Origin of the sequence: Streptomyces sp. NPDC050287, assembly GCF_044459385.1 — a bacterium.
Classification (GTDB): Bacteria; Actinomycetota; Actinomycetes; order Streptomycetales; family Streptomycetaceae; genus Streptomyces.
Genome location: NZ_JBITIY010000001.1, coordinates 357,615 through 382,035, shown reverse-complemented (window position 1 = coordinate 382,035; position 24,421 = coordinate 357,615). Strand labels below are relative to the sequence as shown.

Genomic DNA, 24,421 nt, shown 5'->3' with positions numbered 1-24,421 from the left:
ACGGTCGCCCGCCCGCACCGTTGGCTGATCCGCGTGACCGTGTCCATCCGTGCGTGGCCGACGTCCGGGACCGGGAACGCGGATCGGGAAGCCGGGGGTGGAGGATCACCGGGAGACCGTCAGCGGCGATCACCACCACTGAGGACGGCGGCCCGGCACGTGTCGGGGCTGCCCCAGGCGGTGCGCAGCGCGCGGGCCCTGGTCAGCCAGAGGGACAGGTCGTACTCCGCGGTGTAGCCGATCGCGCCGTGCAGTTGGAGGGCGGTCCGTGCGGTGCGGTACGCCGCCTCGCACGCCGTGACCTTCGCGGCGGCGACATCCCGCTCGGCCATCGTCACCGCCGCACCGAGGACGAGGGGCCGCGCGAACTCCAGGGCCAGCGTGGCGTCGGCCAGTTGGTGCTTGACGGCCTGGAAGGAGCCTATGGGCACCCCGAACTGGGTGCGCTGCTTGACGTAGGCGACGGTGCGGTCGAGGAGCGCGAGGCCGACACCGAGGGCCTGGGCCGCGGTGACCAGGCGGGCGGTGGTGAGGGCGCGGGCGGCGGCCGCGGTGACATGAGGGCCGGTGGCGAGGAGTTCGCCGCCGGGCGGGAGGACGAAGAGGCGGCGGGCGGGGTCGAGACCGGGGCGCGGGAGGCCGGGCGGGGGCGCGAGGCGCAGCTCGGTGGCGGTGGCCGGCTCGGGGGCGCCGGGCGGTTCGGTGGCGCGGGCCGGCTCGGGCGTGCCGATCGGGTCCGCCGGGTTCTTCGGTGGTGCCGACACAGCCAGTCGTACGTCCGCCACGTCCGCGTCCAGCGCGTACGGCCCCGGGGTCGTGGCCGGGGTCAGGGCCGGGGCGACGGTCGCCGTCGACGTGCCCGAGGCCAGTGCGGGCAGCAGGCGTTCGGCCGGGCCCGTGTCGTCCTGTGCGGCCAGTGCCGTGAGCAGGGTTGCCGCCGCGACCGTCTCCACCAGCGGGCCCGGTACCGCGTGCCGCCCCAACTCGACGAAGGCCACGGCGAGTTCGACGGGTCGCGGGCCCATCCCCTCGTAGGCCTCCGGTACCGCCAGCGCGAAGACTCCCGCCCCGGCGATACGGGACCACAGGGCGCGTCCGCTCGTGTGGTCGCCGCGGCCCCAGTCCCGTACGACGGACGGCGTGCCGGCGGCCGTCAGCATCGCGTCCAGCGAGCCGGCGAACGCCCGCAGCTCCGGGGAGAGAAGGAACCGCATCACCGGCGTCCCTTCGGCAGGCCCAGCAGGCGCTCGGCGATGATGTCGCGCTGGATCTCGTTCGTGCCGGCGTAGACGGGCCCGGCGAGCGCGAAGACATACCGCTCGGCCCACTCCGTGTCCGCCAGCTCGCCCTCCTCGCCCAGGAGATCGAGGGCCGTCTCGGTGAGCGCGATGTCGTACTCGGACCAGAACACCTTGTTCAGGCTGGATTCCGGGCCGAGCGAGGCTCCGTCGAGGTGGCGGGAGGCGGCGGCGTAGGTGAAGAGCTGGTAGGCGCGGGCGCCGATCAGGGCGTCGGCCACGCGGTCGCGGGTACCGGCCGGGCGGCCCTGCGCCCGCCAGAGCGCGAACAGCCGGTCGGCGCCCGCCAGGAAACGGCCGGGGGAGCGCAGCGTGAGCCCACGCTCGTTGCCGGCCGTCGCCATCGCCACCCGCCAGCCCTGGCCGGGCTCACCGATCACGTCCTCGTCCGGCACGAACACCTCGTCCAGGAACAGCTCCGCGAAGGCGGGCTTGCCGTCCAGGCGCGGGATGGGGCGGACGGTGACCCCGGGCGCGCGCAGGTCGAACATCAGGTAGGTCAGCCCCTGGTGGGGTTTCGGCGCGTCCAGGTCACTGCGGAACAGGCCGAACGCGCGGTCGGCGAACGCGGCCCGCGAGGACCACGTCTTCTGCCCGCTCAGCAACCAGCCGCCGTCGGCGCGGACGGCCCGCGACCTGAGGGACGCCAGGTCCGAGCCCGCCTCCGGCTCCGACCAGGCCTGCGCCCAGACCACCTCGCCGGTGGCCATCGGCGGGAGCACCCGCGCCCGCTGCTCCTCGGTGCCGTGCTCGAAGAGGGTCGGCGCGAGCAGGCTGACGCCGTTCTGGCCGACGCGGCCCGGCGCGCCCGCCGCGTAGTACTCCTCCTCGAAGATCAGCCAGCGGACGATGCCCGAGTCCCGCCCGCCGTACTCGGCCGGCCAGTTGACCACCGACCAGCGGTCCGCGGCGAGTTCGGCCTCCCACGCGCGGTGTGCCGCGAAGCCCTCCTCGGTCTCCAGGGAGGGCAGCGGAGCGAACGGCACATGGGCCTCGAGCCAGGCGCGGGCCTCGGCGCGGAACGCTTCCTCGTCGGGCGTGAAGTCGAGGTCCATCGGCGGCAGGTCCATCGGCGGCGATCCTTCCCTAACAAGTGTTTGGTAGGTTAGCGTGGCCCTATGACAGGCGTCGAGAGTCCGGCGTACGTGCCCGGACACGGGCTGCTGAGCGGGCGTACCGCGGTCGTCACGGCCGCCGCGGGCGCCGGGATCGGCGGGGCGACCGCCCGCCGCTTCCTGGAGGAGGGCGCGCGCGTGCTGATCAGCGACGCGCACGCGCGACGGCTCAAGGAGTACGAGGCCGAGCTGGCCGGGGAGTTCGGGACCGACGCGGTCGGCGCGGTGCCGTGCGACGTCACCGACGAGGGCCAGGTGCGGGCACTGTTCGACACGGCGGTGCGCGAGCACGGACGCCTCGACATCGTGGTCAACAACGCCGGTCTGGGCGGGACTTCGGAACTCGTCGACATGACCGACGAGCAGTGGACCCGGGTACTGGACGTGACGCTGAACGGCACCTTCCGGTGCACGCGCGCGGCGCTGCGATGGTTTCGCGCGAGCCCGGACGGCGGCGTGATCGTCAACAACGCCTCCGTCGTCGGCTGGCGCGCCCAGGCCGGGCAGGCGCACTACGCCGCCGCCAAGGCGGGCGTGATGGCGCTGACCCGGTGCGCGGCGATCGAGGCGGCCGGGTACAGGGTGCGGGTGAACGCCGTCTCGCCGAGCCTTGCCATGCATCCGCACCTGGTGAAGGTCACTTCCCCCGAACTGCTGGAGGAGCTGACCGCGCGCGAGGCCTTCGGGCGGTACGCCGAGCCGTGGGAGGTGGCCAACGTGATCGTGTTCCTGGCCTCGGGCTACTCCTCGTACATGACGGGCGAGACCGTCTCCGTCAGCAGCCAGCACGCCTGACGACCGGAGCAGCCGACAATGGATCCGTGCCTACGAAGAAGAAGCCCCAGGTGAACGCTACCGAGCCCCCCGCGGCCGCCACCGCTCGCGATCGTCGGCGCGAACTCCTCGACACCGCCGCCGAGGTCTTCGCCGAGCAGGGCTACAACGCCACCACCGTACGCAGGATCGCGGACCACGCGGGCATGCTCGCGGGCAGCCTGTACTACCACTTCGACTCCAAGGAATCGATGCTGGAGGAGATCCTGCGGACCTTCCTCGACGAGCTCTGGGACGGCTACGACACCGTCCTGGGCGCCGAACTCGGCCCCCGCGAGACCCTCGAATCCCTGGTCACCGAGTCGTTCCGGGAGATCGACCGGCACCGCGCCGCCGTCGCGATCTACCAGAAGGAGAGCAAGCAGCTCGTCGCGCAGGAACGGTTCGCGTTCCTCGCCGAGTCGCAGCGCAAGTTCGAGAAGGCGTGGCTGTCCACGCTGGAGCGCGGGGTCGCAGCCTTGGTGTTCCGGTCCGACCTCGACGTGAGGCTCACCTACCGGTTCGTGCGCGACACGGTGTGGGTCGCCGCGTCCTGGTACCGGCCCGGCGGACAGCACAGCCCGGAGGAGATCGCCCGGCAGTACCTGTCGATGGTGCTGGACGGGATCGCCGTACGCGAATAGCCCTTTCCTGTGAGGGAGTTGTCATGGCCGAGGCCTACATCGTCGAAGCGGTCCGTACGCCCGTCGGGCGGCGCGGGGGAGGACTGAGCGCCGTCCACCCGGCCGATCTCGGCGCGCACGTGCTGAAGGAGCTGGTCGCGCGGGCCGGGGTCGATCCGGCCGCCGTCGAGGACGTCGTCTTCGGCTGTCTGGACGCCGTGGGGCCGCAGGCCGGGGACATCGCGCGGACCTGCTGGCTGGCGGCCGGGCTGCCCGAGGAGGTGCCCGGCGTGACGGTGGACCGGCAGTGCGGGTCCTCGCAGCAGGCCGTGCACTTCGCCGCGCAGGCCGTGCTGTCCGGGACGCAGGACATGGTGGTCGCGGGCGGGGTGCAGAACATGTCCCAGATCCCGATCGCCTTCGCGACCCGGCAGGCCGCCGAGCCCCTCGGCTTCACGCAGGGCCCGTTCGCGGGCAGCGAGGGCTGGCGGGCGCGGTACGGGGACCGGGCGGTGAACCAGTTCGTCGGCGCCGAGATGATCGCCGGGAAGTGGGGCATCAGCAGGCAGGACCAGGAGGAGTTCGCGCTGCGCTCGCACCGGCGGGCGCTGCGGGCCATCGACGAGGGACGCTTCGAGCGGGAGATCGTGGCGTACGGTCAGGTCGCCGTCGACGAGGGTCCGCGCCGGGACACCTCGCTGGAGAAGATGGCCGGGCTGAAGCCGGTCATCGACGGCGGCACGGTCACCGCGGCCTGCTCCTCGCAGGTCTCCGACGGGGCGGCGGCCATGCTGCTGGTCTCCGAGCGGGCCGTGCGCGAACACGGGCTGCGGCCCCGCGCGCGCGTGCACCACCTCTCCGTACGCGGTGAGGACCCCATCCGCATGCTGACCGCCCCGATACCGGCCACCGCCCACGCCCTGAAGAAGACCGGGCTCACCCTCGACGACATCGACCTCGTCGAGATCAACGAGGCCTTCGCCCCGGTCGTCCTGGCCTGGCTTAAGGAGACCGGCGCGGACCCCGACAAGGTCAACGTCAACGGCGGCGCGATCGCGCTCGGGCATCCGCTGGGAGCGACCGGCGTCAAACTCATGACCACCCTGCTGCACGAACTGGAGCGGACCGGCGGCCGGTACGGGCTGCAAACGATGTGCGAGGGCGGCGGGCAGGCGAACGTGACGGTCATCGAGAGGGTGTGAGGAGCGGGGCGAGGGGTCGGCCGCGCTCCGGCAACGGAGTCCGCGGCTGTGACGCTCAGGGAGCGGTGCTCAGCCGTGCCCGCGTCTCCTCCGCGTCCTTCATGATCCGTTCCACCAGCTCCGCGCACGACGGCAGGTCGTCGATCACCCCGGCGACCTGCCCGGAGGCCATCACTCCGAGATCCGTACGGCCGTCCACCATCGCCGACCTGAGCAGCATCGGCGTGTTCGCGGCGAGCAGCACCTGGCTCCACGTCAGGTCCTTGCCGTGCTTCATGGCGAGGCCGTCGCGGACCAGTTGCCGCCAGGTGAGTCCGGAGAGCCGGCGGAAGCCGGCCGCCCGGCGGACGGAGTGCAGCAGGGTTCGGGCACGGCCGGAGGATTCCAGGACGTCGACCAGTTCCGTGCGCAGCATGCGGTGCGGCAGACCGTCCACGGCCCGTGTCACCGTGACGTCCCTGACCGTCGCCGCCAGATACCGTGCCTTCACCGCGTCCGGGACCGTCGAGTCCGAGGTGAGCAGGAACCGCGTGCCCATGGCCACGCCGGCCGCCCCGTAGGCCAGCGCGGCGACCAGGCCCCGTCCGTCGAAGAAGCCGCCCGCCGCCACGACCGGGATGTCCACCGCGTCCACCACCTGCGGCAACAGCACGGTCGTCGCCACGTCCCCGGTGTGCCCGCCGCCCTCGCCGCCCTGCACGATCACCGCGTCCGCGCCCCACGCGGCGACCTTCTCGGCGTGCCGGCGGGCGCCGACGGACGGGATGACGACGACGCCCGCCTCCTTGAGCTCGGCGATCAGGCCGGGGGAGGGCGCGAGGGCGAAGGACGCCACCCGCACCCCCTCCTCGATCATGATCCGCACCCGGTCGCCGGCGTCGGCCGCGTCGGCCCGCAGGTTGACCCCGAAGGGCGCGTTGGTACGGGACCTCACCTCGCGGATCGCCTCGCGCAACTGGCCGAGGGTCATCGTCGCGGAGGCCAGGATGCCCAGCGCCCCGGCGTTCGCCGTCGCGGAGACCAGGCGCGGGCCCGCGACCCAGCCCATCCCGGTCTGCACGAGCGGGTGGCGGACGCCTGCCAGCCGGGTGAGCGGGGTCTCCATCAGCCTGCCTCCCGATCCGGCACCTCACGGGCCCGGGTTCTCCCCGGATCGATCACCTCGCGGATCAACTCCAGCTCCCGCTCCGTCGGTTCACGGGTGTACGGCACCTCGTCCGGCACGGTCAGCTCGAAGCCGGTCGCCTCCCTGACCTGGTCCACGGTGACGCCCGGGTGCAGCGAGGCCAGCCGCATCGAGTGGTCCGGGGTGGCGAAGTCGAAGACGCCGAGGTCGGAGACGACCCGGGGGACGCGGTGGAAGCGGGCCGTCCCCGGATGCTCGGCGGCACGGTCGTACCCCACCCCGCACACCACGTCGACGCGTTCGACGAAGACCCGCCGGGAATGCCGCGGGATCCAGTAACTGGTCGGGTTGTTGAGGGTGTTGACGGAGGCTCCCCGCACCCCCAGCAACTGCCGTTTCGGCCTCGCCCAGTCGCCGATGCAGGAGATGTTCTGGTTGCCGTACCGGTCGATCTGGCTCGCACCCATCATCACGTGCCGCCGACCGCCGGTGACCAGGGTGAGGTGCTGGCGGTAGGGCAGCCAGCCCTCGACGGTGCCGTCCGGGGCGACGAGCATCGCCTCGCCGTCGGTCAGCAGGAGGTCCGGTGCGAAGGTGTGACGGGCCAGGCGGGCGCCGACGGACGGGATCAGGCCCATGGGGCTGGCGAGGATCTCACCCGCGTCCCGCCAGGCCTCGGCGCACGCGATCACGCAGTACTCGGCGCGGCTGACGGCACTCATGTCGTCTCCCCGGCGGCCGACCTGACAGCCGACTGATAGGCCTGCTCGTCCCCGTCGAGGAACCGCGCCGCGAACTGATCCCACGGCGTGCTCGCGTACCGCTTCTGGAACGCCTCGTCCCGCCCGTAGTCGGGCGCGCAGGACGTGAAGTGGGCGCCGTTCGGGGCCTGAACCACCCCCGTGACCGTGTGCCGTTTGATCAGCAGGCTTTGCGGGGCGGCCTCCTTGGTCAGTTCGGGCGTGTCCACGATCCGCTCGCAGGAGACGTACGCGGTGTCGGCGGCCTCGCAGAACAGGTCGTCGAAGTACGGGTCCGGGCCCAGGTACTGGCCGTTGCCCCGCCGGTCCGCGCGGCTGACGTGCACCAGTGCGGCGTCCATCCGCAGCGCGGGCATCGCGACGAACGTCTCCCCGTCCTCGTACGGCGATGTCACCGTCCGCAGGCCGGGGTTGACCCGCATCACGTCCGAACCGATCCCGGCCCGCACCGGCAGGAACGGCAGCCGGTTCGCCGCCGCCCGCAGCCCCCACAGGAACATCGCCTCGTCGATCTCCATGAGGTCGAGGGCGCCGCGCTCGCGGACCGCCCGGTAGTGCGGTTCCAGGGGGATGGAGTCGAGGGTGACGAACGCGGTGACCAGCTTGCGGATCCGGCCGGCCGCGGCCAGCATGCCGACGTCCGGACCGCCGTACGAGATGACCGTGAGGTCGGTGACGTCGGACCGGAGCAGCGCTCTGACCAGCGCCATCGGCTTGCGCCGGGAACCCCAGCCACCGATGCCGAGGGTCATGCCGCTCTCCAGGCGACCGACGGCCTCCTCGGCCGACATGGTCTTGTCGCTCACTCGGTGGCCTCCTTGCCGAAGTCGCCTCTGCGGAAGTCGTCCCTGTCGAGGTTGCTCCTGTCGAAGTCGTCCTTGCCGAAGTCGTCGCGCACCCGGTCGGCCACCCCGGTCAGGTTGGCCTCGAAGGTGAAGCCCTGTTCGAAGCGGTAGCTGCGGCGCACGTCCACCGGGTCGATGCCGTTGAGGGCGGCCTTGGCCAGCCGGATCAGCTCCCCGTCCTTGGCGGCGATATCCCGGGCCAACTCCAGGGCAGCTGACTCCAGTTCCGGGCGCGGCACCACCCGCCACACCGACCCGTGCGCCCGCAGCTCGGCCGCGCTGACCGTGCGCGAGGTGTAGTACAGGGTGCGCATCAGATGCTGCGGGACCAGCCGGGCCAGATGGGTGGCGGCGCCCAGTGCCCCCCGGTCCAGCTCGGGCAGCCCGAAGACGGCGTCCTCGCTCGCGACGATCGCGTCCGCGTTGCCCACCAGTCCGATCCCGCCGCCCAGACAGAAGCCCTGCACCGCCGCCACCACGGGCACCTCGCACTCGTACACCGCCGCGAAGGCCTCGAAGCAGCCGCGGTTGGCGCCGACCAGCGCGCCCCGCCCCCGCGTCTGGATCTCCTTGATGTCCACGCCCGCGTTGAACCCCCGCCCCTCGGCGGCCAGCACCACACAGCGCACCCCACTGTCCCGGCCGGCCGCGCGCACGGCGTCGGCGAGCGCGAACCAGCCGCGCACCGGCAGCGCGTTCACCGGCGGGACGTCGACGGTGACGACGCGGATCCCGTCGGCCGGGGACGAGACGGAAATCCCCTTTTCCGGGGACGAGGTGGAGACACCCATGGGCGCATCAGCTACCTTTCCACCAAACGTTTGTTAGGTGAAGGGTAGCGGCGAATGGAGCTGAACGGGAAGGTCGCGGTCGTCACGGGCGGCACCCGCGGCGTCGGCGCCGGCATCGCGCGGGCCTTCGTCGCGGCCGGCGCCGAGGTCGTGGTCTGCGCGCGCAGACCGCCCGAAGAGCCCGTCGGGGGAACCGAGTTCGTCTCCGTCGACCTGCGCGACCCGCCCGCCGTACGGGACTTCTTCGCCGCCCTGCCCCGCCTCGACGTCCTCGTCAACAACGCGGGCGGCGCCCCCTACCGGCTCCTCGCCGACGCGGACGCCGAACGCCACGCCCGGGTCGTCGAACTCAATCTCCTCGCCCCGCTGACCGCCTCGCTCGCCGCGTACGAGCACCTGAAACGGACCCGGGGTTCCATCGTCATGATCGGCAGTGTCAGCGGCAGCCGCCCCTCGCCCGGCTCGGCCGCGTACGGGGCGGCCAAGGCGGGCCTGGAGAACCTCGCCCGCTCGATGGCCGTGGAATGGGCGCCCGAGGTCCGCGTCAACACCCTCGTCGTCGGCATGGTCCGCACGGAGTCCTCCCACCTCCACTACGGCGACGAGGACGGCATCGCCGCCGTCGCCCGCACCGTCCCCCTCGGCCGCCTCGCGGACCCGTCCGACGTCGGCGCCGCGGCGGTCTTCCTCGCCTCCGACGCCGCCGCCTACATCACCGGAGCCGGCCTGCTCGTCCACGGCGGCGGCGAGCGGCCCGCGTTCCTGGACGCCGCGACCGCGAACAGGACCACCAACGAGACCGCCGACAAAACCACCGACAAAACCACCGACTGAACCGCCGACAAGGAGGCAGGCCATGAGCGGACTCTGTGACGGACGGGTCGTCGTGATCACCGGCGCGGGCCGCGGACTCGGCCGCGCCCACGCCCTCGCGTTCGCCGCCGAGGGCGCCCGGCTCGTCGTCAACGACCTCGGCGTCGGCCTCGACGGCACCCCCGGCGCCGACAGCCCCGCCGAACGGGTGGCCGCGCAGATCCGCGCGGCGGGCGGCGAGGCGGTCGCCCACGGCGGCGACATCGCCACGAGTGAGGGCGCCGCCGCCCTGATCCGGACCGCCGTGGAGACGTACGGCCGTCTCGACACCCTCGTCAACAACGCCGGCTTCCTGCGCGACCGCATGCTCGTCAACCTCGACGAGGACGAGTGGGACGCGGTCCTCCGCGTCCACCTCAAAGGCCACTTCCTGCCGCTGAAGCACGCCGCGGCGCACTGGCGGGCGGAGACGAAGGCCGGGCGGACCCCTGCCGCGCGGATCGTCAACACCAGCAGCGGCGCGGGCCTGCTGGGCTCGGTGGGGCAGGGGAACTACAGCGCCGCGAAGGCCGGGATCATCGCTCTGACCCTGGTCGCGGCCGCCGAACTGCGCCGCTACGGCGTCCACGTCAACGCGATCGCGCCCGCGGCCCGCACCCGGATGACGGAACGCACCTTCGCCGAGACCATGACCGCCCCCGACACCGGCTTCGACGCGATGGCCCCGGAGAACGTCTCGCCGCTGGTGGTCTGGCTGGGCTCGGGGGCGAGCGCCGGCGTCACCGGGCGCGTCTTCGAGGCGGAGGGCGGCCGGATCACGGTCATGGAGGGCTGGCGGCCGGGCCCGAGCGCCGACAAGGGTGCACGGTGGAGCCCGGTCGAGGCGGGGGAGACGGCACTGAAGCTGCTGGCGCGGGCGGAGGCCCCGGGGGCGGTGTACGGGGCGGGGCAGTCGTCCTTGTGAGTCCTGTTCCGTCTTTCAGTCCTGTTCCGTCGGATCCCCGGGCGCGACCAGTCCCGTCTCATAGGCGAGGACCACCGCCTGGACGCGGTCCCGCAGGTCCAGCTTCGACAGGATGCGGCCGATGTGGGTCTTGACCGTGGTCGGGCTGAGGAACAGCCGGTCCGCGAGCTCCGCGTTGCTCAGGCCCGTCGCGAGCAGCCGCAGCACCTCCAGTTCGCGCGGGGTCAGGCCGGACAGGTCGCGGTGGAGAGCGGCCGGCCGGTCCTCCTCGCGGTGGGCGAAGCGTTCGATCAGGCGTCGGGTGATCGTGGGGGCGAGAAGCGCGTCGCCCGACCGCACGAGCCGTACGGCGGCCACCAGGTGCTCGGGGGTGACGTCCTTGAGCAGGAAACCGCTGGCCCCGGCGGTGAGCGCGGCGTACACGTAGTGGTCGAGGTCGTAGGTGGTCAGGATGATGACGCGCGGCCCGGCCGGGTCGCTGTCGGCGAGGATCCGCCGGGTGGCCTCGATGCCGTCCATGTGGGGCATCCGGATGTCCATGAGGACCACGTCGGGCCGGGTGCGCCGGACCGCGGCCACCGCCTCCGCCCCGTCGGCGGCCTCGGCCGTCACCTCGATGCCGTCCGCGGCCAGGATCATCCCGAAACCGGTCCGTACGAGTGCCTGGTCGTCGGCGATGACCGCGCGCAGCTCCGGCCGGTTCACGTCGTCCGCCACGGGACCCGGGCCGTGACGCGGTAGCCGCCGGTGAGGGTCGGGCCGGCCGTAAGCCTGCCGTCGTAGACCGCGAGCCGTTCGCGCAGTCCGATCAGTCCGCGGCCGTTGCCGTCGGCGGACGCGGCGGTGCGGGTGGTGCCGGTGTCGGTGATCTCGATCTCCAGCCGGTTCTCGGCGTACCCGATCGTCACGGCGGCCCTCGCGCCGGGCGCGTGCTTGATCGTGTTGGTCAGTGCCTCCTGCACCACGCGGTACGCCGCCAGGTCCACGCCGGGCGGCAGCGGCTGCGGCGGCAGCGACACCGCGACCCCGACCGGAGTCCCCGCGGCACGCACCCGCTCGATCAGCGCGTCGAGCTGTCCGAGACCCGGCTGCGGCTCCAGCCCGTCGGCCGGACCATTCTCGCGGCCGAGGTCCGGGGCCGCCAACAAGCCCATCACATGGCGCAGTTCGGCCATCGCGGCCCGCCCGCCGGCCTCCACCGCGAGCAGCGCCTCCTTGGAGCGCTCCGGTGCCGCGTCCATCACCTTGCGGGCCGCGCCCGCCTGGATGACCATCACGCTCACATTGTGAGTCACCACGTCGTGCAACTCGGCGGCGATCCGGGCCCGTTCCTCCTCGACGGCCCGGCGCATGCCCTCCTCCTGCGCCTGCTGCAACTCGGCGAACCGGTCCCGGCCGGCCGCCAGGCGCCGCTGCCAGTGGCGGACGGTCCCGGCCAGCACACCGGCGACCAGCAGGACGACCACGGGACTCGACCAGCCCGGCAGCACCGGATCCGTCCGCCGGAACGCGAGGCCGGCGAGCACGGAGGCCACGACCAGGCAGGCCATCGCCGGCGCCCGGTACCGGCTGTGCTTCACCGCGCTGTAGGCGCCGATGACACAGGTCAGCACAGTGATCCAGGTGGCCCGGTCCCCGATGCCCAGCGCCGCGGCCAGCACCACCGCGAACACGGCCAGCGGATACCGGCGCCGGGCCGCGAGCGGCAGTGCCGACAGCAGCACCAGCGGCCAGGGCGGCGCGGAGGCCGGCTCCGCCGCGACGTGCTCACCCGGCACCGGGGGAGTGGGAGGGATGGGCACCCCGTACGCGTCCCTCGGCACGACGAACACCGGCCCGTCACCGGGGTACCGCGCCGCCACCACCAGCGCCACCACGGTCAGGACGACCGCCAGCACCACATCGGCCCGCACCGCCCGCCGCGGCAGCGGGGCCCCCTTCGCCTCCGGCCGCAGCGCGTCCCGCAGGTGCCGGCGCCAGCCGGGCCGCTCCTCCGTCTCCATCGGCTCATTGTGTGGCCGATGCGCCCCGGCCGCGTCCGCCTGGACGACCAGGATGCCCGGCACACCGTCCCACGGGCGTACGCCGCGGGGATGACCCGGCGACCGCGTCCTCCGCAGGGACGGCCGCATGTCGGTGCCCCGGCCGACGCGCCCGGCGAGCGCCCGGCCCTACGTTCGCCGGGACCCGACCGGGCACGAGCGACCGTAAGGACGGACAATCCCCATGACCCATGTGATCGAACTGGCGGGCGTGGTCAAGCGCTACGACGGTGCCGGCGCACCCGCGCTCGGACCGCTCGACCTCGCCGTCGCACAGGGCGAGGCCCTCGCCGTCACGGGCCCCTCCGGCAGCGGAAAGTCCACGCTGCTCAACCTCGTCGCCGGCCTGGACCGGCCGACCGAGGGCACGGTGACCGTCGACGGACAGCGGATCGACCGGCTGAGCGAGCACGCGCTGGCCCGCTTCCGCCGTGAACGGATCGGCATGGTCTTCCAGTTCTTCAACCTGCTCGACGACCTCACTGTCACCGACAACATCCAGCTCCCCGCCCAACTGTCCGGCACCGCCCGGCGCCGGACCGCCACCCGCGCCGGCGAGCTCATGGAGGTGCTCGGCATCCACAGGCACGCCCGCGCCTACCCCGGCCGCCTCTCCGGCGGCGAACGCCAGCGAGTCGCGGTCGCCCGCGCCCTGGTCAACCGGCCCGCCCTGCTGCTCGCCGACGAGCCCACCGGAGCCCTCGACACCGCGTCCGGCCAGGACGTACGGGACCTGCTGGTCGATCTGCACCGCGGCGGCCAGACCATCGTGCTGGTCACCCACGACCTCGCGCTGGCCCGGGCCTGCGCGAGCCGCACGATCCACCTGGTCGACGGTCACCTCGCCCTCGACACCGCGGTGGAGGCCGTCCGATGAGCGGCTTCGGCGGCGGGGCCCTCGCCCGCGTCGTCCGCTCCGGAGTGGGCCGGCGGCGGGTGCAGACCCTGGTGATCGCCGTGGCCGTCATGATGGCCGTGGCCTCGGCCGTGGTCGCCGGATCGCTGATGGTCGCCGCGGACGCGCCCTTCGACCGCGCCTTCGCCCGGCAGAACGGCGCCCACCTCACCGCGGAGTACGACCCGGCGAAGACGAGCACGGAACAACTCGACGCCACCGGCCGGCTGGACGGCGTCACCGCGACCGCGGGACCGTACCCCGTCACCACGATCCACGCGGTGGACGCGGGCGGCGGTCACCTGCAGCCGCCCCTCACCCTGGCCGGGCGTTCCGCCCCGCACGCCGACGTGGACGACCTGGACCTGTCCGCCGGCCGCTGGGCGACGAAGCCCGGCGAGATCGTGCTCACCCAGCAGTTCGCCGGCCCCGCCTTCACGCTCGGCGCCACGCTCAGAACCTCGGACGCCGCCGACGCCCCGACCCTGACCGTCGTCGGCTTCGCCGTCTCGGCCAGCCGGACGGCCGACGCCTGGGCAACTCCCGCACAGGTAAAAGCCCTCGCGTCGAAGGACACCCCGGTCGACACCCAGATGCTCTACCGCTTCGACTCCGCGGACACCGGCGGACGGCTCGCCGCAGCCCGCGAGAAGCTCAGCGCCGCCGTACCGAAGGGGGCGCTCCTGGGCACCCGGTCCTATCTGGAGACCAAGCGCTCCGCCGACGCCGGCGCGGCGCCCACCATCCCCTTCCTGATGGCGTTCGGCGCCCTCGGCATCGCGATGTCGGTGATCATCGTCGGCAGTGTGGTCAGCGGCGCCGTCGGCACCAGCCTGCGCAGGATCGGCATCCTCAAGGCCATCGGCTTCACCCCGCGCGAAGTCGTCCGCGCCTACGTGGCCCAGGCCCTGATCCCGGCCGGAGCGGGCATCGCACTCGGAGTCGTCCTCGGCAACCTGCTGGCCGTACCGCTCCTGGACGACACCGAGCAGGTGTACGGCACCGCCTCGCTGACGGTGGCCTGGTGGGTGGACGTCGTCGTACCGGCCGCCGCCCTGCTCGTCGTGGGGATCGCGGCACTGGTCCCCGCGCTGCGGGCCGGGCGGCTGCGCACCGTCGAGGCCATCGCGGTCGGCCGCGCGCCCCGCACCGGACGCGGCCAGTGGGCGCACCGGGCGGCGGGCCGGCTGCCGCTGCCCCGCGCGATGACCTACGGACTCGCCACCCCCTTCGCCCACCCGGTCCGTACGGCCGCGATGCTCCTCGCGGTGGCCTTCGGCACCGTCGCGGCCACCTTCGCGACGGGCCTGACCTCGTCCCTGAACGCGGTCGGCGAGGCACAGGACCCCGAGAACCGGGCGGCGGTCAGCGTCGTCACCGGCGCCGGACCGGACGCCACGCACGGCCCCCCTCCCGCGGCGGGCACGCCTCAGCGCGCGGCCGCCGACCCGGCACGCGTGCGTGCCGCCATCGCCGCGCAGGACGGCACGGCCTCCTCCTACGGCAAGGCCCAGGCGGATGTCACCGTCGGCGGCGTCTCCGGCACCGTCCGGGCGACCCTCTACCAGGGCGACTCCCGTACCGGCGGCTACGAGATGATCTCCGGCCGCTGGATCACCGGTCGTGGCCAGGTGGTCGTCCCCTCCCGCTTCCTGGACAAGACCGGCACCGAGATCGGCGACACGGTCCAGGTGACCTACCAGGGGCAGCCGCGGAACCTGCGCATCGTGGGCGAGGCCTTCGACACCTCGGACGACGAACTGGAGATCCACGCGAACCTCGCCGACTTCCCGACCGTGGAACCCGCCGTGTTCCTCGTCGAGGTGGAAGCGGGCGTCCCGGCCGGCGAGTACGCCCGGGAACTGGACGCGACCGTTCATCCTCTGGGCGCTGACGCGATCGCCAACTCCCCTTCCCAGCAGGGCAATCTCGTTCTCGTCCTGAACGCGATGGCCGTGCTGCTCACCCTCATGCTGGTGTCCGTGGCGGGCCTCGGCGTGCTCAACTCCGTCGTCCTCGACACCCGCGAACGCGTCCACGACCTGGGCGTGTGCAAGGCCCTGGGCATGACACCGCGGCAGACCGTGAGCCTCGTCCTCGCCTCGGTGACCGGGATCGGCCTGCTCGGCGGACTGGTCGGCGTCCCGGCCGGATTCGCACTGCACGCCTATGTGCTCCCGGTGATGGGGCACGCCGTCGGCACCGAACTGCCGCCGTCGGTCCTCGACGTGTACGACATGCCGCGGCTGGTGCTGCTGGGGCTGGCCGGCATCGCCATCGCCGTGCTGGGCGCGCTGCTGCCGGCGGGCTGGGCGGCCCGGGCGCGTACGGCGACCGCTCTGCGCACGGAATAGGCGCCCGCCTCCCACACCGCCCGACGTGTGCCGTCCGCTCAGGTGTCGCACTCCAGCACCGTCCGGCACAGCGCGCACCGCGCCCGGACCCGGCCCCGCACCGGCACCCTGATCCGCTGATGACAGGTCGGGCAGGGGAAGGACACCCGCAGCCGGCCGCCCGCGTCGGGGGTGAAGGCGTACGGGACGCCGGGCTGCGGACCGGGGCCGGCCCCGTGCCGGCGGTCGCGGGCATAGCGGCGCCGGCCCGCCCACCCGGCCGCCGTCAGCGGAGGCTGCTGTTCGTCCTCCCGGGCCCGCGCCATGCCCTTCACATACGCCGTGTAGGCCTGCGGGCTGGTGAACCACACCGAGGGGTCCTCACCGAAGACCAGGGCCCGCTTGGCGAGGACGTACCCGAACTCCTCCGGGGTGAGGTACCCCAGCTTCTGCGAGGACGCCGCGTCCTCCCGGTAAGCGTCCAGGAGCAGCCACCCCGCGCCCAGGTAGGTCGTCGCCGTGTCGGTGAGGATCTCGTTCTCGCGGGTGCCGGGGAAGGCGAGGTCCAGACGGTGCAGATAGACGTGCATCACCTCGTGCGCGAGGGCCGCGCCGATGTCCCGGCGGTGGGTGCGGAACCGGTCGTTCAGCTCGATGAAGTACTCCGGCCCGGCGGTGAGCTCGACGTTCGCCGCGTGCGTCATCTCGCGGAAACTCACCACCATCCGGGCGTCCGGCAGCCGGTAGTGCCGCACCAGCTCACGCGCCACCCGCTGCGCCCCCAGATACAGGTCGTCGGTGTCGCAGAACGCCACGTCGACGGGGGCCACACTGGCCGCGAACGTCTGGACGGTGTCGTACGACAACCGCTTGTACAGCGCGGTGATGGCGGCCCGTACCGTCTCCAGGTGCGGGTAGCCGTGCTCGACCGGTCCGTCGTTCGCCACGCCCGTGTACCCCCAAGACGCCCTGAACCCGATTCCACTCTACGGGGACGCGGCGATGACCGACATGACCGTGCCGGTCCCGTCACCGGGCTTTGAGACGAGGCCCGAGCGCCGCCTCCTCGAACTCCAGCACCCACACGTCGTTCACGCCCTCCCGCAGCACCGGCCCCGGCACGTACAACGACCTCTGCGGGCCCACCGACCAGTAGCGGCCCAGGTTGAAACCGTTGATCCACACGAAGCCGCGCGTCCAGCCCGGCAGCTCCAGGCAGGCGTCCCCGGCGCCGGTGACCGTGACCGTCCCCCGGTACAGACCCGGGCCGCCGTCCCCGGCGAGCGCCCCGAACGCGACCGGCGCGACGTCGTCCAGCGCGTCCAGCCGCAGCCCCCGCGCGCGGACCCCGTGCAGATACTGCCGCTCGTGCAGCAGCCCCCCGGTGATCCCCTTCGGTTCCCCGGTCCGCGGCCCGTAGTTGACCCTCCCCAGGGACTCCACCCACAGCTCCACGCGCGCGTGCCCGGCGACAGGCTCCTCCAAGCGGTCGTCCACCTCGGTGAGCGTCCCCGCCCGCCGCCCGTCGACGTACACCACCGCCAGATCCCGCAGCCCGCGCACCGCCAGCGGATAGGGCCGCCGCGGCCCCGGCACGCTCACCTCGTAGCGCACCACCCCCCGGTCGACGTCCAGCTCCTCGAAGGTCGGCGGCACAGGAGCCGAGACCTGCGGGCCGCCGAGGACGTCGAGTACGGCGGCCAGGGGCGCCCAGCCCGTCAGGGCCACCTCGGCCGGCGCGGCCAACGCCGGCGGCGGGGCAGGGGGAGCGGGCAGCGGACCGTCGGCGTACTGGGCGAGGACCTCGCGGAAACGCCAGAACTTCTCCGTCGGGTGACCGAACTCGTCGACCGGCGCACCGTAGTCGTACGACGTCACGTCCGGCTCCAGCGGCCCCTCATGCAGCTCACCGCCCCGGTTGGCCCCCGCCCAGCCGCCGAAGGCCGTCCCCCCGTGCGCCATGTACAGGTTCACCGAGGCCCCGCACTGAAGGATCTCCCGCAGCGCCGCCGCGGCCTCCCGCGCATCCCGTACGGTGTGCTCGCCGCCCCAGTGATCGAACCAGCCGCACCAGAACTCCATGCACATCAGCGGCCCCGTACCGCGATGCCGGCGCAGCGTCTCGAACGCCCCGCGCGCGTGGGAGCCGAAGTTCACCGTGGCGAGCACCCCGGGCAGCGAACCGCCGGTGAGCATGTGGTCCTCCGCACCGTCCGAGGTGACCAGCGGTACGGCGACACCCTCCGCGCGCAGCAGACCGGCCAGGTGCTCCAGATAGCGGGCGTCCGAGCCGTAACTGCCGTACTCGTTCTCGACCTGCACCATCAGCACCGGCCCGCCCCGGTCGATCTGCCGGGGTACGACCTCCCCCAGCAACCGCCGGAACCAGCGCTCCACGGGCCGCAGAAAACGCTCGTCGCTGGTGCGCGGACGCCCCGGCAACCAGTGCGGAAGACCCCCGTTCTCCCACTCCGCGCAGATGTACGGCCCCGGCCGCACGATCGCCCACAGCCCCGCCTCCCAGGCCGCGTCCAGGAACCGCCCCAACGCCTCCACGTCCCGGAAGCCGCCCGGACGCGGTTCGTGCAGATTCCACGGCACGTACGTCTCCACACAGTTGAGGCCCATCGCCCGCAGCATCGCCAGCCGGTGCCCCCACAACGCCTCGGGCACCCGGAAGTAGTGCAGCGCCCCGGACAGCAGCCGCACCGGCCGCCCGTCCAGCAGAAAGTCCGCGTCCCCCACCCTGAACTCACTCATGCGCCCCACCCTCACCCCTGGCGGCGATCACCGTCCATGGACAAAGATCGGCCCTGCTTGGACTCAGGCGGCGGCCCGGACACGCAGGGAGAATCGCCGATGTACCACACCTGGATGCGGTTCTTCACGCCCGGCCCCGCCCACCACCGGCTCGGCCTCGTCTGCCTCGGCGTCGGCCTCCAGTACGGCGCCCTGCCCACCGTCGGCCCCCGCACCCTCGACCACCACGTCGCCGTCGTGATCACCACCGGCACCGGCTGGTACCTGAACCCCGACGGCCGCCGCACCACCGTCACCGCGCCCGCCCTGCTGTGGCTCACCCCCGGCGTCCCCCACCACTACGCACCCGACCCGGACGCCGGCTGGGACGAGGGCTTCGTCGACTTCTCCGGACCCGCCACCGCCACCTACACCGAACTCGGCTACATCGAACCCGGCCGGCCCGTCGTACCCCTGTCCGACGCCACCGGCCCGCGCGCCGTCATCGCCCGCATCGCCCGCGCCGCCCGCCGCGACAACCCGCTCCTGGAAGTCGAGACCGGCGCCGCCGTCCACGAACTCCTCGTCGCCCTGCGCCGCGCCAGAGCCGACCTCGCCCCCGACGGCGACCAGGTCCTCAAGGCCCTCGCCCGCGACGCGTGCCTGCCCATGTCCGTCACCGACCACGCCACCCGGCACGGCATGACCCCCGCCGAACTGCGCACCGCCGTCCGCCGCGGCGCCGGCTGCAGCCCCAAGGACTACCTCCTCGGCATCCGCCTCGGCCGCGCCAAGGAACTCCTCGCCGCCACCGAACTGCCCGTCGCCGCCGTCGCCCGCCGCGTCGGCTACGACGACCCCGCGTACTTCTCCCGACTGTTCACCCGCCGCGTCGGCATGGCCCCCGTCCGCTTCCGCGCCCAGCAGGGCCGCACCGTCCACGGCGGCTGGAGCAACCAGGTCCCCGACCCCGCCGATCCACCCATGATCGAACGCCCGCACGCCCCGTAATGTGGTCACCCATGACCACCAGCAACACCGGAGAAGTCGACCCCGCCGTCCGCGAGGAACTCGTCCGCCTGCGCGACAGCATCGACAACATCGACGCGGCCGTCGTCCACATGCTCGCCGAACGCTTCAAGTGCACCCAGCAGGTCGGCCACCTCAAGGCCCGGCACCAGCTGCCGCCCGCCGACCCCGGCCGCGAGGCCCGCCAGATCGAACGCCTGCGCACCCTCGCCGAGAACGCCAAACTCGACCCGGCCTTCGCCGAGAAATTCCTCAACTTCATCATCGCCGAAGTGATCAGACACCACGAGCGGATCGCCGAGGACACCATCAACGGCTCGACACCCCTGGCGAACTGACCTCCCCCGACGCCCGAACACGTGACACACCGGCCCCGCAGCGGCATGCTGCGATGTGCACTCCTTGTCAGCTGGCGAGCACTCCCCGTCAGCTTTTCGGACATAAGCTGGGCTGTCCACGAGGGAGGGACGTCGAACCATGCCATCGGATGCCAGGATCCTCATCGTCGACGACCACCAGGACACCCTGTACGCGCTGGAGAGCGCCCTGGCCCCACTGGGCTACCTGCTGGGCCGCGCCACCAGCGGCGACGAAGCCCTCAAACAGGTCCTGCGCGGCCAGGTCGGCCTCCTCCTGCTCGACGTACGCATGCCCGGAGTCAGCGGCCTCGACGTCGTCCGCTACATGCGCCGCGTGGAACAGACCCAGCACATTCCCGTCATCCTCCTCACCGGCTTCGGCCCGGACCACCACCTCACCTCCGCCGCCTTCGCCCTCGGTGTCGCCGACCTCGTCATGAAACCCATCGACCCCTGGGCACTGCGCACCAAGGTCCGCTACCTGTTCGACGCCCACCAGCGCCACCTCGCCCTCGAACACGAGGTGCGCGCCCTGCACGCCCTCGTCAAGGACCACCCCGAATCCGGCGGACCCCGCCCCGCCCTGCCCCACCCGGACACCCGAGTCCCACTCCAGCGCGCGCAGGGGGCGCACAACGGCAAGCTCGAACAGGACCGGACATAGGGCACGTACCCATCCGCCCCTGTGCCGTGCCGACGCCATCAGGCAGCATGACCCGCATGTCCGTACTGACGCGCGACGAAGCGCAGACCCGTGCCAGGCTCCTCGACGTCCACCGCTACACGATCGACCTCGATCTGACCGCCGGGGACGACACCTTCGACTCCCGCACCGTCATCAGGTTCACCGTACGCGCGGACCAGGACACCACTGACACCTTCGTCGAGGTCAAGCCCGCCACCCTGCGCACCGTCACCCTCGACGGACAACCCCTCGACCCGGACACCCTGAACGAGAACCGGCTGCCGCTGAAGAACCTCACCCCCGGCGAACACGAACTACGCGTCCACGCCGAGATGCGCTACTCCCGCACCGGCGAAGGCATGCACCGCTTCACCGACCCCACCGACGGCGAAACCTACGTCTACACCCAACTCTTCATGGACGACGTCCAGCGCGTCTTCGCCGCCTTCGACCAGCCCGACCTCAAAGCCGTCTTCGACCTGACGGTGACCGCCCCCGAAGGCTGGACCGTCCTCGCCAACAGCATCACCGACCACCTCGGCGACGGCCGCTGGCAGGCCGCCCCCACCCCCCTCATCTCCACCTACCTCGTCGCCGTCGCCGCCGGCCCCTGGCACTCCGTACGCACCGAACACCGCGGCCTGCCCTTCGGCATCCACTGCCGCCGCTCCCTGGCCCGCCACCTCGACGCGGACGCCGACGAACTCCTCGACATCACCCGCCAGTGCTACGACCGCTACCACGAGAAGTTCGACGAGCCCTACCCCTTCGACTCCTACGACCAGGCCTTCGTCCCCGAGTTCAACGCCGGCGCCATGGAGAACCCGGGCCTGGTCACCTTCCGCGACGAGTTCGTCTACCGTTCCGCCGTCACCGACACCGAACGCCAGACCCGCGCCATGGTCATCGCCCACGAGATGGCCCACATGTGGTTCGGCGATCTCGTCACCCTGCGCTGGTGGGACGACATCTGGCTCAACGAGTCCTTCGCCGAGTACATGGGCTACCAGACCCTCAACGAAGTCACCCCCGGGGGGTCCGGGGTGGAACCCCCCAGGTGGAGGGGCACCGACACCTGGACCGACTTCGGCGTCTCCCGCAAAGCCTGGGGATACGACGCCGACCAGCGCCCCTCCACCCACCCCGTCGCCCCCGAAGCCGTCGACGACACCGCCTCCGCCCTCCTCAACTTCGACGGCATCTCCTACGCCAAGGGCGCCTCCGCACTCAGGCAACTGGTGACCTGGCTCGGCGAGAAGGACTTCCTCGCCGGCATCAACACCCACTTCGCCCGCCACCGCTTCGCCAACGCCACCCTCGCCGACTTCATCGACTCCCTCGCCTCTCACACCGACCGCGACGTCCACGCCTGGGCCGACGCCTGGCTGCGCACCACCGGCGTCGACACCCTCACCCCGCACATCGCCCCCGACGGCGGCACCTGCACCCTCACCGTCGACCACACCGGCAGCCGCCCCCACCGCATCGCCGTCGGCCTCTACGACCAGGACGTCGCCGACGAAGGACGCCACCTCGTCCTGCGCGAACGCCTCGACCTCGACATCCCCCAGACCCGACCCGGTGAGCCCCACCCCATCGGCAAGCGGCCCGCCCTGCTCCTCCTCAACGACGGCGACCTCACCTACGCCAAGATCCGCTTCGACCCCGAATCCTTCACGACCGTCACCAACGCCCTGTCCGGCCTGCCCGAACCCCTCACCCGCGCCGTCGTCTGGAACGCCCTCAGGGACGCCGTCCGCGACGGCCACCTCCCCGCCACCGCCTACCTGGACGCCGCCCGCACCCACCTGCCGTACGAGACGGACCTCGCCCTCGTCCAGGGCGTCCTCGCCTTCGCCGCCACCCAGATCGCAGACCGCTACCTCACCCCCGACCAGCGGCCCGCCGCCCTGACCACCCTCACCGCCCTCTGCCGCGACCTCCTGCGCCGCACCGAGGACGGCGACAACCCCGGCCTGCGCCTGATCGCCGTACGCCACCACATCGACGCCGCCGCCCACCCCGACACCATCGCCGCCTGGCTCGCCGACGGCACCGTGCCCGGCGGACCCGAACTCGACCCCGAACTGCGCTGGCGCGTCCTGGCCCGCCTCGCCGTCCTCGGCGCCACCGACGAGAACGCCATCGCCGCCGAACTCGAACGCGACCCGTCCGCAGCCGGCCAGGAAGGCGCCGCCCGCTGCCGTGCCGCCCTGCCCGACGCCGACACCAAGGCCAAGGCCTGGGCATCGATGTTCACCACCGACGACCTCTCCAACTACCTCTTCACCGCCACCGCCCGAGGCTTCTGGCAGCCCGAACAGGCCGACCTGGTACGCGAGTACGTACCCCGCTACTTCCAGGACGCCATCGCCGTCGCCGCCCGCCGCGGCCCCGCCATGGCCGACGCCGCCGGCCGCTGGGCCTTCCCCGCCCACGCCGTCGACCCCGCCACCCTGCACCTGGGCGAACAGTGCCTGCGCGACGGCGACCCGATCCCCGCACTGCGCCGCAAGATCGCCGACCAACTGGACGACCTGAGGCGGGCATTGAAGGTCAGGGAAGGCTAGGCAGGGGCAGGGGCAGGGGCAGGGGCAGGGGCAGGGGCAGGGGCAGGGGCAGGGGCAGGCAAGGCCAAGGCCAGGGAAGGGATCAGCCCGGTACCGCCCAGCCCGCAGGGGCCGGCAGGGATCCTGCCGAGGTTCTGCCCCTGCGGGGCCGGGCGGGTCGGCGGTGGTCCTCAGCTGGGGTTGTTGGCGTGCGTGAGGGTCGTCCAGGCGTTGAAGTAGTTGTCCGTGCCGGAGGGCCGGTGTTCCTGGGTGTACTTCTGGGTGTTGGACATGCTGATCCCGAGGCGGTTCTGGAGGGCGTTGAACCCGACCTCCGTGACCTGATCGAGGCCCTTGTTGACCGAGCCGCCGCACAACCAGGAAGGTACGGCGGTGCCGTTCTCGTAGGAGGTGTGGAAGCCCAGCGCGTAGCGCAGCCGGTCCTGGATCCTCGGATAGAGGTCCTGGCCCTGGATGCGGCTGGTCTCCGCGATGTCGGCTATGGAAGCGATGCCCCAGCCGGTGTGCCCGAAGTCCCGGCAGGTCTCCTGGGAGAGGCCGTCGGTGAAGGTGCTCTGGCCCTGCCAGTACTTGATGATCTCGGCGCTGGTGTCGATGCTGCTGCCCGCCGGCGGCTTCGGCAGGGCGCCGTCACTGGTCAGGTAGATGTACGCGGGAACCCGGGCGAGGTAGGTGCTGACCGCCTTGTCGTAGCCGGCGCGGTCCTCGATGAAGACCGAGATACCGATCGCCGCCTCGGTCATGACCAGTTCCCAGTTGCCGTTCTTGGTCGCTGCGCCGTTGATCACCTCGGGCAGGTAGACGGTGCGAAGCATGGTCGCGAAGCGGCCCGCGCCCGGCCAGCCGCCGTCGTAGGTGTACTTGATGATCTCGGCGGCGCGCGGCCAGGTCGATCCGGCCCAGCCGGTCTGCAGCGGGGCGTTGCTGTTGGTGTGATCTTTGATGGTCGCGGACCAGGCGTCCATGATCTCGATCGACTTCTCGGCGTACCTGGCGTCCCTGGTGAAGTACCACGCGAGCGCTTGGGTGTAGGCCGCGATGGCGTCCTGACGCTCGTCGGTGCAGCCGCGGTTGGGGTTGGACGACGACCCGCACTCCACGACGGCCCGCGGCTTGGCGGTACGCGACAGTGAAGCGTAGGAGCTGGCCATCATGTTGTCGTACGCGGCCTTCCACGGCTGTTGGCCGGCCTGCACCTTTGACCGGGCGTAGTCGAGTTGGGCCCGGCTCACGAGCACCCCGGGGTGGGTGAAGGTTGTCGGTGCGGCCGTTGCCCGTGGGGCCGGGCCGGTGAGCTGAAGGCTCAGCAGGCCGGCGAGTAGGGCGAGAACACTCAGCAGGGCGGTTCTGGTTCGTGTCATCCGATGACCTCTTCTGTTCACGAATGAGAACGCAGTTCCGAATGAGGAATGATTGGC

At 72.4% G+C, this 24,421-nt stretch carries 22 protein-coding genes; 11 read left to right on the top strand and 11 right to left on the bottom strand.

The window, feature by feature from the left end:
• Window positions 1-119 precede the first annotated feature (119 nt).
• Complete coding sequence (locus tag ACIBK3_RS01720; protein WP_399360773.1) at window positions 120-1,214, bottom strand: acyl-CoA dehydrogenase family protein; 1,095 nt, start codon at window positions 1,212-1,214, stop codon at window positions 120-122.
• On the bottom strand, window positions 1,214-2,353 hold the full coding sequence (locus ACIBK3_RS01715; RefSeq protein WP_399362052.1) for an acyl-CoA dehydrogenase family protein: 1,140 nt from the start codon (window positions 2,351-2,353) through the stop codon (window positions 1,214-1,216). The genes ACIBK3_RS01720 and ACIBK3_RS01715 overlap by 1 nt, the downstream gene beginning before the upstream one ends.
• Window positions 2,354-2,416: 63 nt before the next feature.
• On the opposite strand from ACIBK3_RS01715, the gene ACIBK3_RS01710 reads away from it, so the two are divergent.
• The 3 genes from ACIBK3_RS01710 to ACIBK3_RS01700 are packed head-to-tail and all read left to right on the top strand — an operon-like array spanning window position 2,417 to window position 5,051.
• A complete protein-coding gene (locus ACIBK3_RS01710; RefSeq protein WP_399360771.1) occupies window positions 2,417-3,208 on the top strand; it encodes an SDR family oxidoreductase in 792 nt (263 codons plus the stop codon).
• 26 nt (window positions 3,209-3,234) lie between these two features.
• Window positions 3,235-3,870 carry a TetR/AcrR family transcriptional regulator gene (locus ACIBK3_RS01705; protein ID WP_399360769.1) on the top strand — a complete coding sequence of 212 codons (636 nt, stop codon included), beginning with the start codon at window positions 3,235-3,237 and terminating at the stop codon, window positions 3,868-3,870.
• A 23-nt stretch (window positions 3,871-3,893) separates the two neighbouring features.
• Entirely contained in the window at window positions 3,894-5,051 is a 1,158-nt protein-coding gene (locus ACIBK3_RS01700) for an acetyl-CoA C-acetyltransferase (RefSeq protein ID WP_399360767.1), read from the top strand.
• A 55-nt stretch (window positions 5,052-5,106) separates the two neighbouring features.
• Here the strand turns inward: ACIBK3_RS01700 and ACIBK3_RS01695 are convergent, their stop codons facing one another.
• From ACIBK3_RS01695 to ACIBK3_RS01680, 4 genes are read right to left on the bottom strand one after another with little or no spacing between them, the layout of a single operon-like run.
• On the bottom strand, window positions 5,107-6,156 hold the full coding sequence (locus tag ACIBK3_RS01695) for an NAD(P)H-dependent flavin oxidoreductase (protein WP_399360765.1): 1,050 nt from the start codon (window positions 6,154-6,156) through the stop codon (window positions 5,107-5,109).
• Window positions 6,156-6,899 (bottom strand): CoA-transferase subunit beta, encoded by a 744-nt coding sequence (locus ACIBK3_RS01690; protein WP_399360763.1) that lies wholly within the window; start codon window positions 6,897-6,899, stop codon window positions 6,156-6,158. The genes ACIBK3_RS01695 and ACIBK3_RS01690 overlap by 1 nt, the downstream gene beginning before the upstream one ends.
• Window positions 6,896-7,744, bottom strand: a complete 849-nt coding sequence (locus ACIBK3_RS01685) for a CoA transferase subunit A (RefSeq protein ID WP_399360761.1) — start codon at window positions 7,742-7,744, stop codon at window positions 6,896-6,898. Before ACIBK3_RS01685 ends, ACIBK3_RS01690 begins: the two co-directional genes overlap by 4 nt.
• Window positions 7,741-8,574, bottom strand: coding sequence for an enoyl-CoA hydratase family protein (locus ACIBK3_RS01680; protein WP_399360759.1), 834 nt, complete (start codon window positions 8,572-8,574; stop codon window positions 7,741-7,743). The genes ACIBK3_RS01685 and ACIBK3_RS01680 overlap by 4 nt, the downstream gene beginning before the upstream one ends.
• Before the next feature lie 54 nt (window positions 8,575-8,628).
• Here ACIBK3_RS01680 and ACIBK3_RS01675 point away from each other — a divergent pair, with 54 nt between their 5' ends.
• Window positions 8,629-9,408 (top strand): SDR family oxidoreductase, encoded by a 780-nt coding sequence (locus tag ACIBK3_RS01675; RefSeq protein WP_399360757.1) that lies wholly within the window; start codon window positions 8,629-8,631, stop codon window positions 9,406-9,408.
• Window positions 9,409-9,430: 22 nt separating this feature from the next.
• Entirely contained in the window at window positions 9,431-10,351 is a 921-nt protein-coding gene (locus ACIBK3_RS01670) for an SDR family oxidoreductase (protein ID WP_399360755.1), read from the top strand.
• A gap of 15 nt (window positions 10,352-10,366) precedes the next feature.
• Here ACIBK3_RS01670 and ACIBK3_RS01665 read toward each other — a convergent pair whose 3' ends face one another.
• Together ACIBK3_RS01665 and ACIBK3_RS01660 are read right to left on the bottom strand one after the other, a co-directional pair.
• Entirely contained in the window at window positions 10,367-11,068 is a 702-nt protein-coding gene (locus tag ACIBK3_RS01665) for a response regulator (RefSeq protein WP_399360754.1), read from the bottom strand.
• Window positions 11,053-12,354, bottom strand: a complete 1,302-nt coding sequence (locus ACIBK3_RS01660; protein ID WP_399360753.1) for a sensor histidine kinase — start codon at window positions 12,352-12,354, stop codon at window positions 11,053-11,055. Before ACIBK3_RS01660 ends, ACIBK3_RS01665 begins: the two co-directional genes overlap by 16 nt.
• A 223-nt stretch (window positions 12,355-12,577) precedes the next feature.
• Here ACIBK3_RS01660 and ACIBK3_RS01655 point away from each other — a divergent pair, with 223 nt between their 5' ends.
• Together ACIBK3_RS01655 and ACIBK3_RS01650 are read left to right on the top strand one after the other, a co-directional pair.
• The gene (locus ACIBK3_RS01655) at window positions 12,578-13,270 is read left to right on the top strand and encodes an ABC transporter ATP-binding protein (RefSeq protein ID WP_399360751.1); all 693 of its coding nucleotides are present in this window, start codon (window positions 12,578-12,580) and stop codon (window positions 13,268-13,270) included.
• Window positions 13,267-15,642: an FtsX-like permease family protein gene (locus tag ACIBK3_RS01650; RefSeq protein ID WP_399360749.1), complete on the top strand. Its 2,376-nt coding sequence runs from the start codon at window positions 13,267-13,269 to the stop codon at window positions 15,640-15,642. The genes ACIBK3_RS01655 and ACIBK3_RS01650 overlap by 4 nt, the downstream gene beginning before the upstream one ends.
• A 38-nt stretch (window positions 15,643-15,680) precedes the next feature.
• Here the strand turns inward: ACIBK3_RS01650 and ACIBK3_RS01645 are convergent, their stop codons facing one another.
• Together ACIBK3_RS01645 and ACIBK3_RS01640 are read right to left on the bottom strand one after the other, a co-directional pair.
• The gene (locus ACIBK3_RS01645) at window positions 15,681-16,568 is read right to left on the bottom strand and encodes a hypothetical protein (protein ID WP_399360747.1); all 888 of its coding nucleotides are present in this window, start codon (window positions 16,566-16,568) and stop codon (window positions 15,681-15,683) included.
• A gap of 82 nt (window positions 16,569-16,650) precedes the next feature.
• Window positions 16,651-18,381 carry a beta-galactosidase gene (locus tag ACIBK3_RS01640; protein WP_399360745.1) on the bottom strand — a complete coding sequence of 577 codons (1,731 nt, stop codon included), beginning with the start codon at window positions 18,379-18,381 and terminating at the stop codon, window positions 16,651-16,653.
• Window positions 18,382-18,480: 99 nt separating this feature from the next.
• Here ACIBK3_RS01640 and ACIBK3_RS01635 point away from each other — a divergent pair, with 99 nt between their 5' ends.
• The 4 genes from ACIBK3_RS01635 to pepN all read left to right on the top strand — a co-directional run bounded on the left by ACIBK3_RS01635 (window position 18,481) and on the right by pepN (window position 23,003).
• Complete coding sequence (locus ACIBK3_RS01635; RefSeq protein ID WP_399360743.1) at window positions 18,481-19,371, top strand: helix-turn-helix domain-containing protein; 891 nt, start codon at window positions 18,481-18,483, stop codon at window positions 19,369-19,371.
• Window positions 19,372-19,382: 11 nt separating this feature from the next.
• The gene (locus ACIBK3_RS01630) at window positions 19,383-19,727 is read left to right on the top strand and encodes a chorismate mutase (protein WP_399360740.1); all 345 of its coding nucleotides are present in this window, start codon (window positions 19,383-19,385) and stop codon (window positions 19,725-19,727) included.
• A gap of 139 nt (window positions 19,728-19,866) precedes the next feature.
• Complete coding sequence (locus tag ACIBK3_RS01625; RefSeq protein ID WP_399360738.1) at window positions 19,867-20,412, top strand: two-component system response regulator; 546 nt, start codon at window positions 19,867-19,869, stop codon at window positions 20,410-20,412.
• Window positions 20,413-20,468: 56 nt separating this feature from the next.
• Window positions 20,469-23,003, top strand: a complete 2,535-nt coding sequence (gene pepN / locus ACIBK3_RS01620; RefSeq protein WP_399360736.1) for an aminopeptidase N — start codon at window positions 20,469-20,471, stop codon at window positions 23,001-23,003.
• A 170-nt stretch (window positions 23,004-23,173) separates the two neighbouring features.
• On the opposite strand, the gene ACIBK3_RS01615 is transcribed toward pepN, so the two are convergent.
• Window positions 23,174-24,364 carry an alginate lyase family protein gene (locus ACIBK3_RS01615; RefSeq protein ID WP_399360734.1) on the bottom strand — a complete coding sequence of 397 codons (1,191 nt, stop codon included), beginning with the start codon at window positions 24,362-24,364 and terminating at the stop codon, window positions 23,174-23,176.
• Window positions 24,365-24,421: the final 57 nt, after the last annotated feature.

Bases quoted from the DNA above. Each gene is read 5' to 3' on its own strand.
- ACIBK3_RS01710 (WP_399360771.1), top strand. From the start codon at position 2,417: ATGACAGGCGTCGAGAGTCCGGCGTACGTGCCCGGACACGGGCTGCTG.
- pepN (WP_399360736.1), top strand. From the start codon at position 20,469: ATGTCCGTACTGACGCGCGACGAAGCGCAGACCCGTGCCAGGCTCCTC.
- ACIBK3_RS01615 (WP_399360734.1), bottom strand. From the start codon at position 24,364: ATGACACGAACCAGAACCGCCCTGCTGAGTGTTCTCGCCCTACTCGCC.
- ACIBK3_RS01715 (WP_399362052.1), bottom strand. From the start codon at position 2,353: ATGGACCTCGACTTCACGCCCGACGAGGAAGCGTTCCGCGCCGAGGCC.
- ACIBK3_RS01660 (WP_399360753.1), bottom strand. From the start codon at position 12,354: ATGGAGACGGAGGAGCGGCCCGGCTGGCGCCGGCACCTGCGGGACGCG.
- ACIBK3_RS01655 (WP_399360751.1), top strand. From the start codon at position 12,578: ATGACCCATGTGATCGAACTGGCGGGCGTGGTCAAGCGCTACGACGGT.
- ACIBK3_RS01690 (WP_399360763.1), bottom strand. From the start codon at position 6,899: ATGAGTGCCGTCAGCCGCGCCGAGTACTGCGTGATCGCGTGCGCCGAG.
- ACIBK3_RS01640 (WP_399360745.1), bottom strand. From the start codon at position 18,381: ATGAGTGAGTTCAGGGTGGGGGACGCGGACTTTCTGCTGGACGGGCGG.
- ACIBK3_RS01630 (WP_399360740.1), top strand. From the start codon at position 19,383: ATGACCACCAGCAACACCGGAGAAGTCGACCCCGCCGTCCGCGAGGAA.
- ACIBK3_RS01635 (WP_399360743.1), top strand. From the start codon at position 18,481: ATGTACCACACCTGGATGCGGTTCTTCACGCCCGGCCCCGCCCACCAC.
- ACIBK3_RS01720 (WP_399360773.1), bottom strand. From the start codon at position 1,214: ATGCGGTTCCTTCTCTCCCCGGAGCTGCGGGCGTTCGCCGGCTCGCTG.
- ACIBK3_RS01625 (WP_399360738.1), top strand. From the start codon at position 19,867: ATGCCATCGGATGCCAGGATCCTCATCGTCGACGACCACCAGGACACC.
- ACIBK3_RS01695 (WP_399360765.1), bottom strand. From the start codon at position 6,156: ATGGAGACCCCGCTCACCCGGCTGGCAGGCGTCCGCCACCCGCTCGTG.
- ACIBK3_RS01680 (WP_399360759.1), bottom strand. From the start codon at position 8,574: ATGGGTGTCTCCACCTCGTCCCCGGAAAAGGGGATTTCCGTCTCGTCC.
- ACIBK3_RS01700 (WP_399360767.1), top strand. From the start codon at position 3,894: ATGGCCGAGGCCTACATCGTCGAAGCGGTCCGTACGCCCGTCGGGCGG.
- ACIBK3_RS01650 (WP_399360749.1), top strand. From the start codon at position 13,267: ATGAGCGGCTTCGGCGGCGGGGCCCTCGCCCGCGTCGTCCGCTCCGGA.
- ACIBK3_RS01675 (WP_399360757.1), top strand. From the start codon at position 8,629: ATGGAGCTGAACGGGAAGGTCGCGGTCGTCACGGGCGGCACCCGCGGC.
- ACIBK3_RS01670 (WP_399360755.1), top strand. From the start codon at position 9,431: ATGAGCGGACTCTGTGACGGACGGGTCGTCGTGATCACCGGCGCGGGC.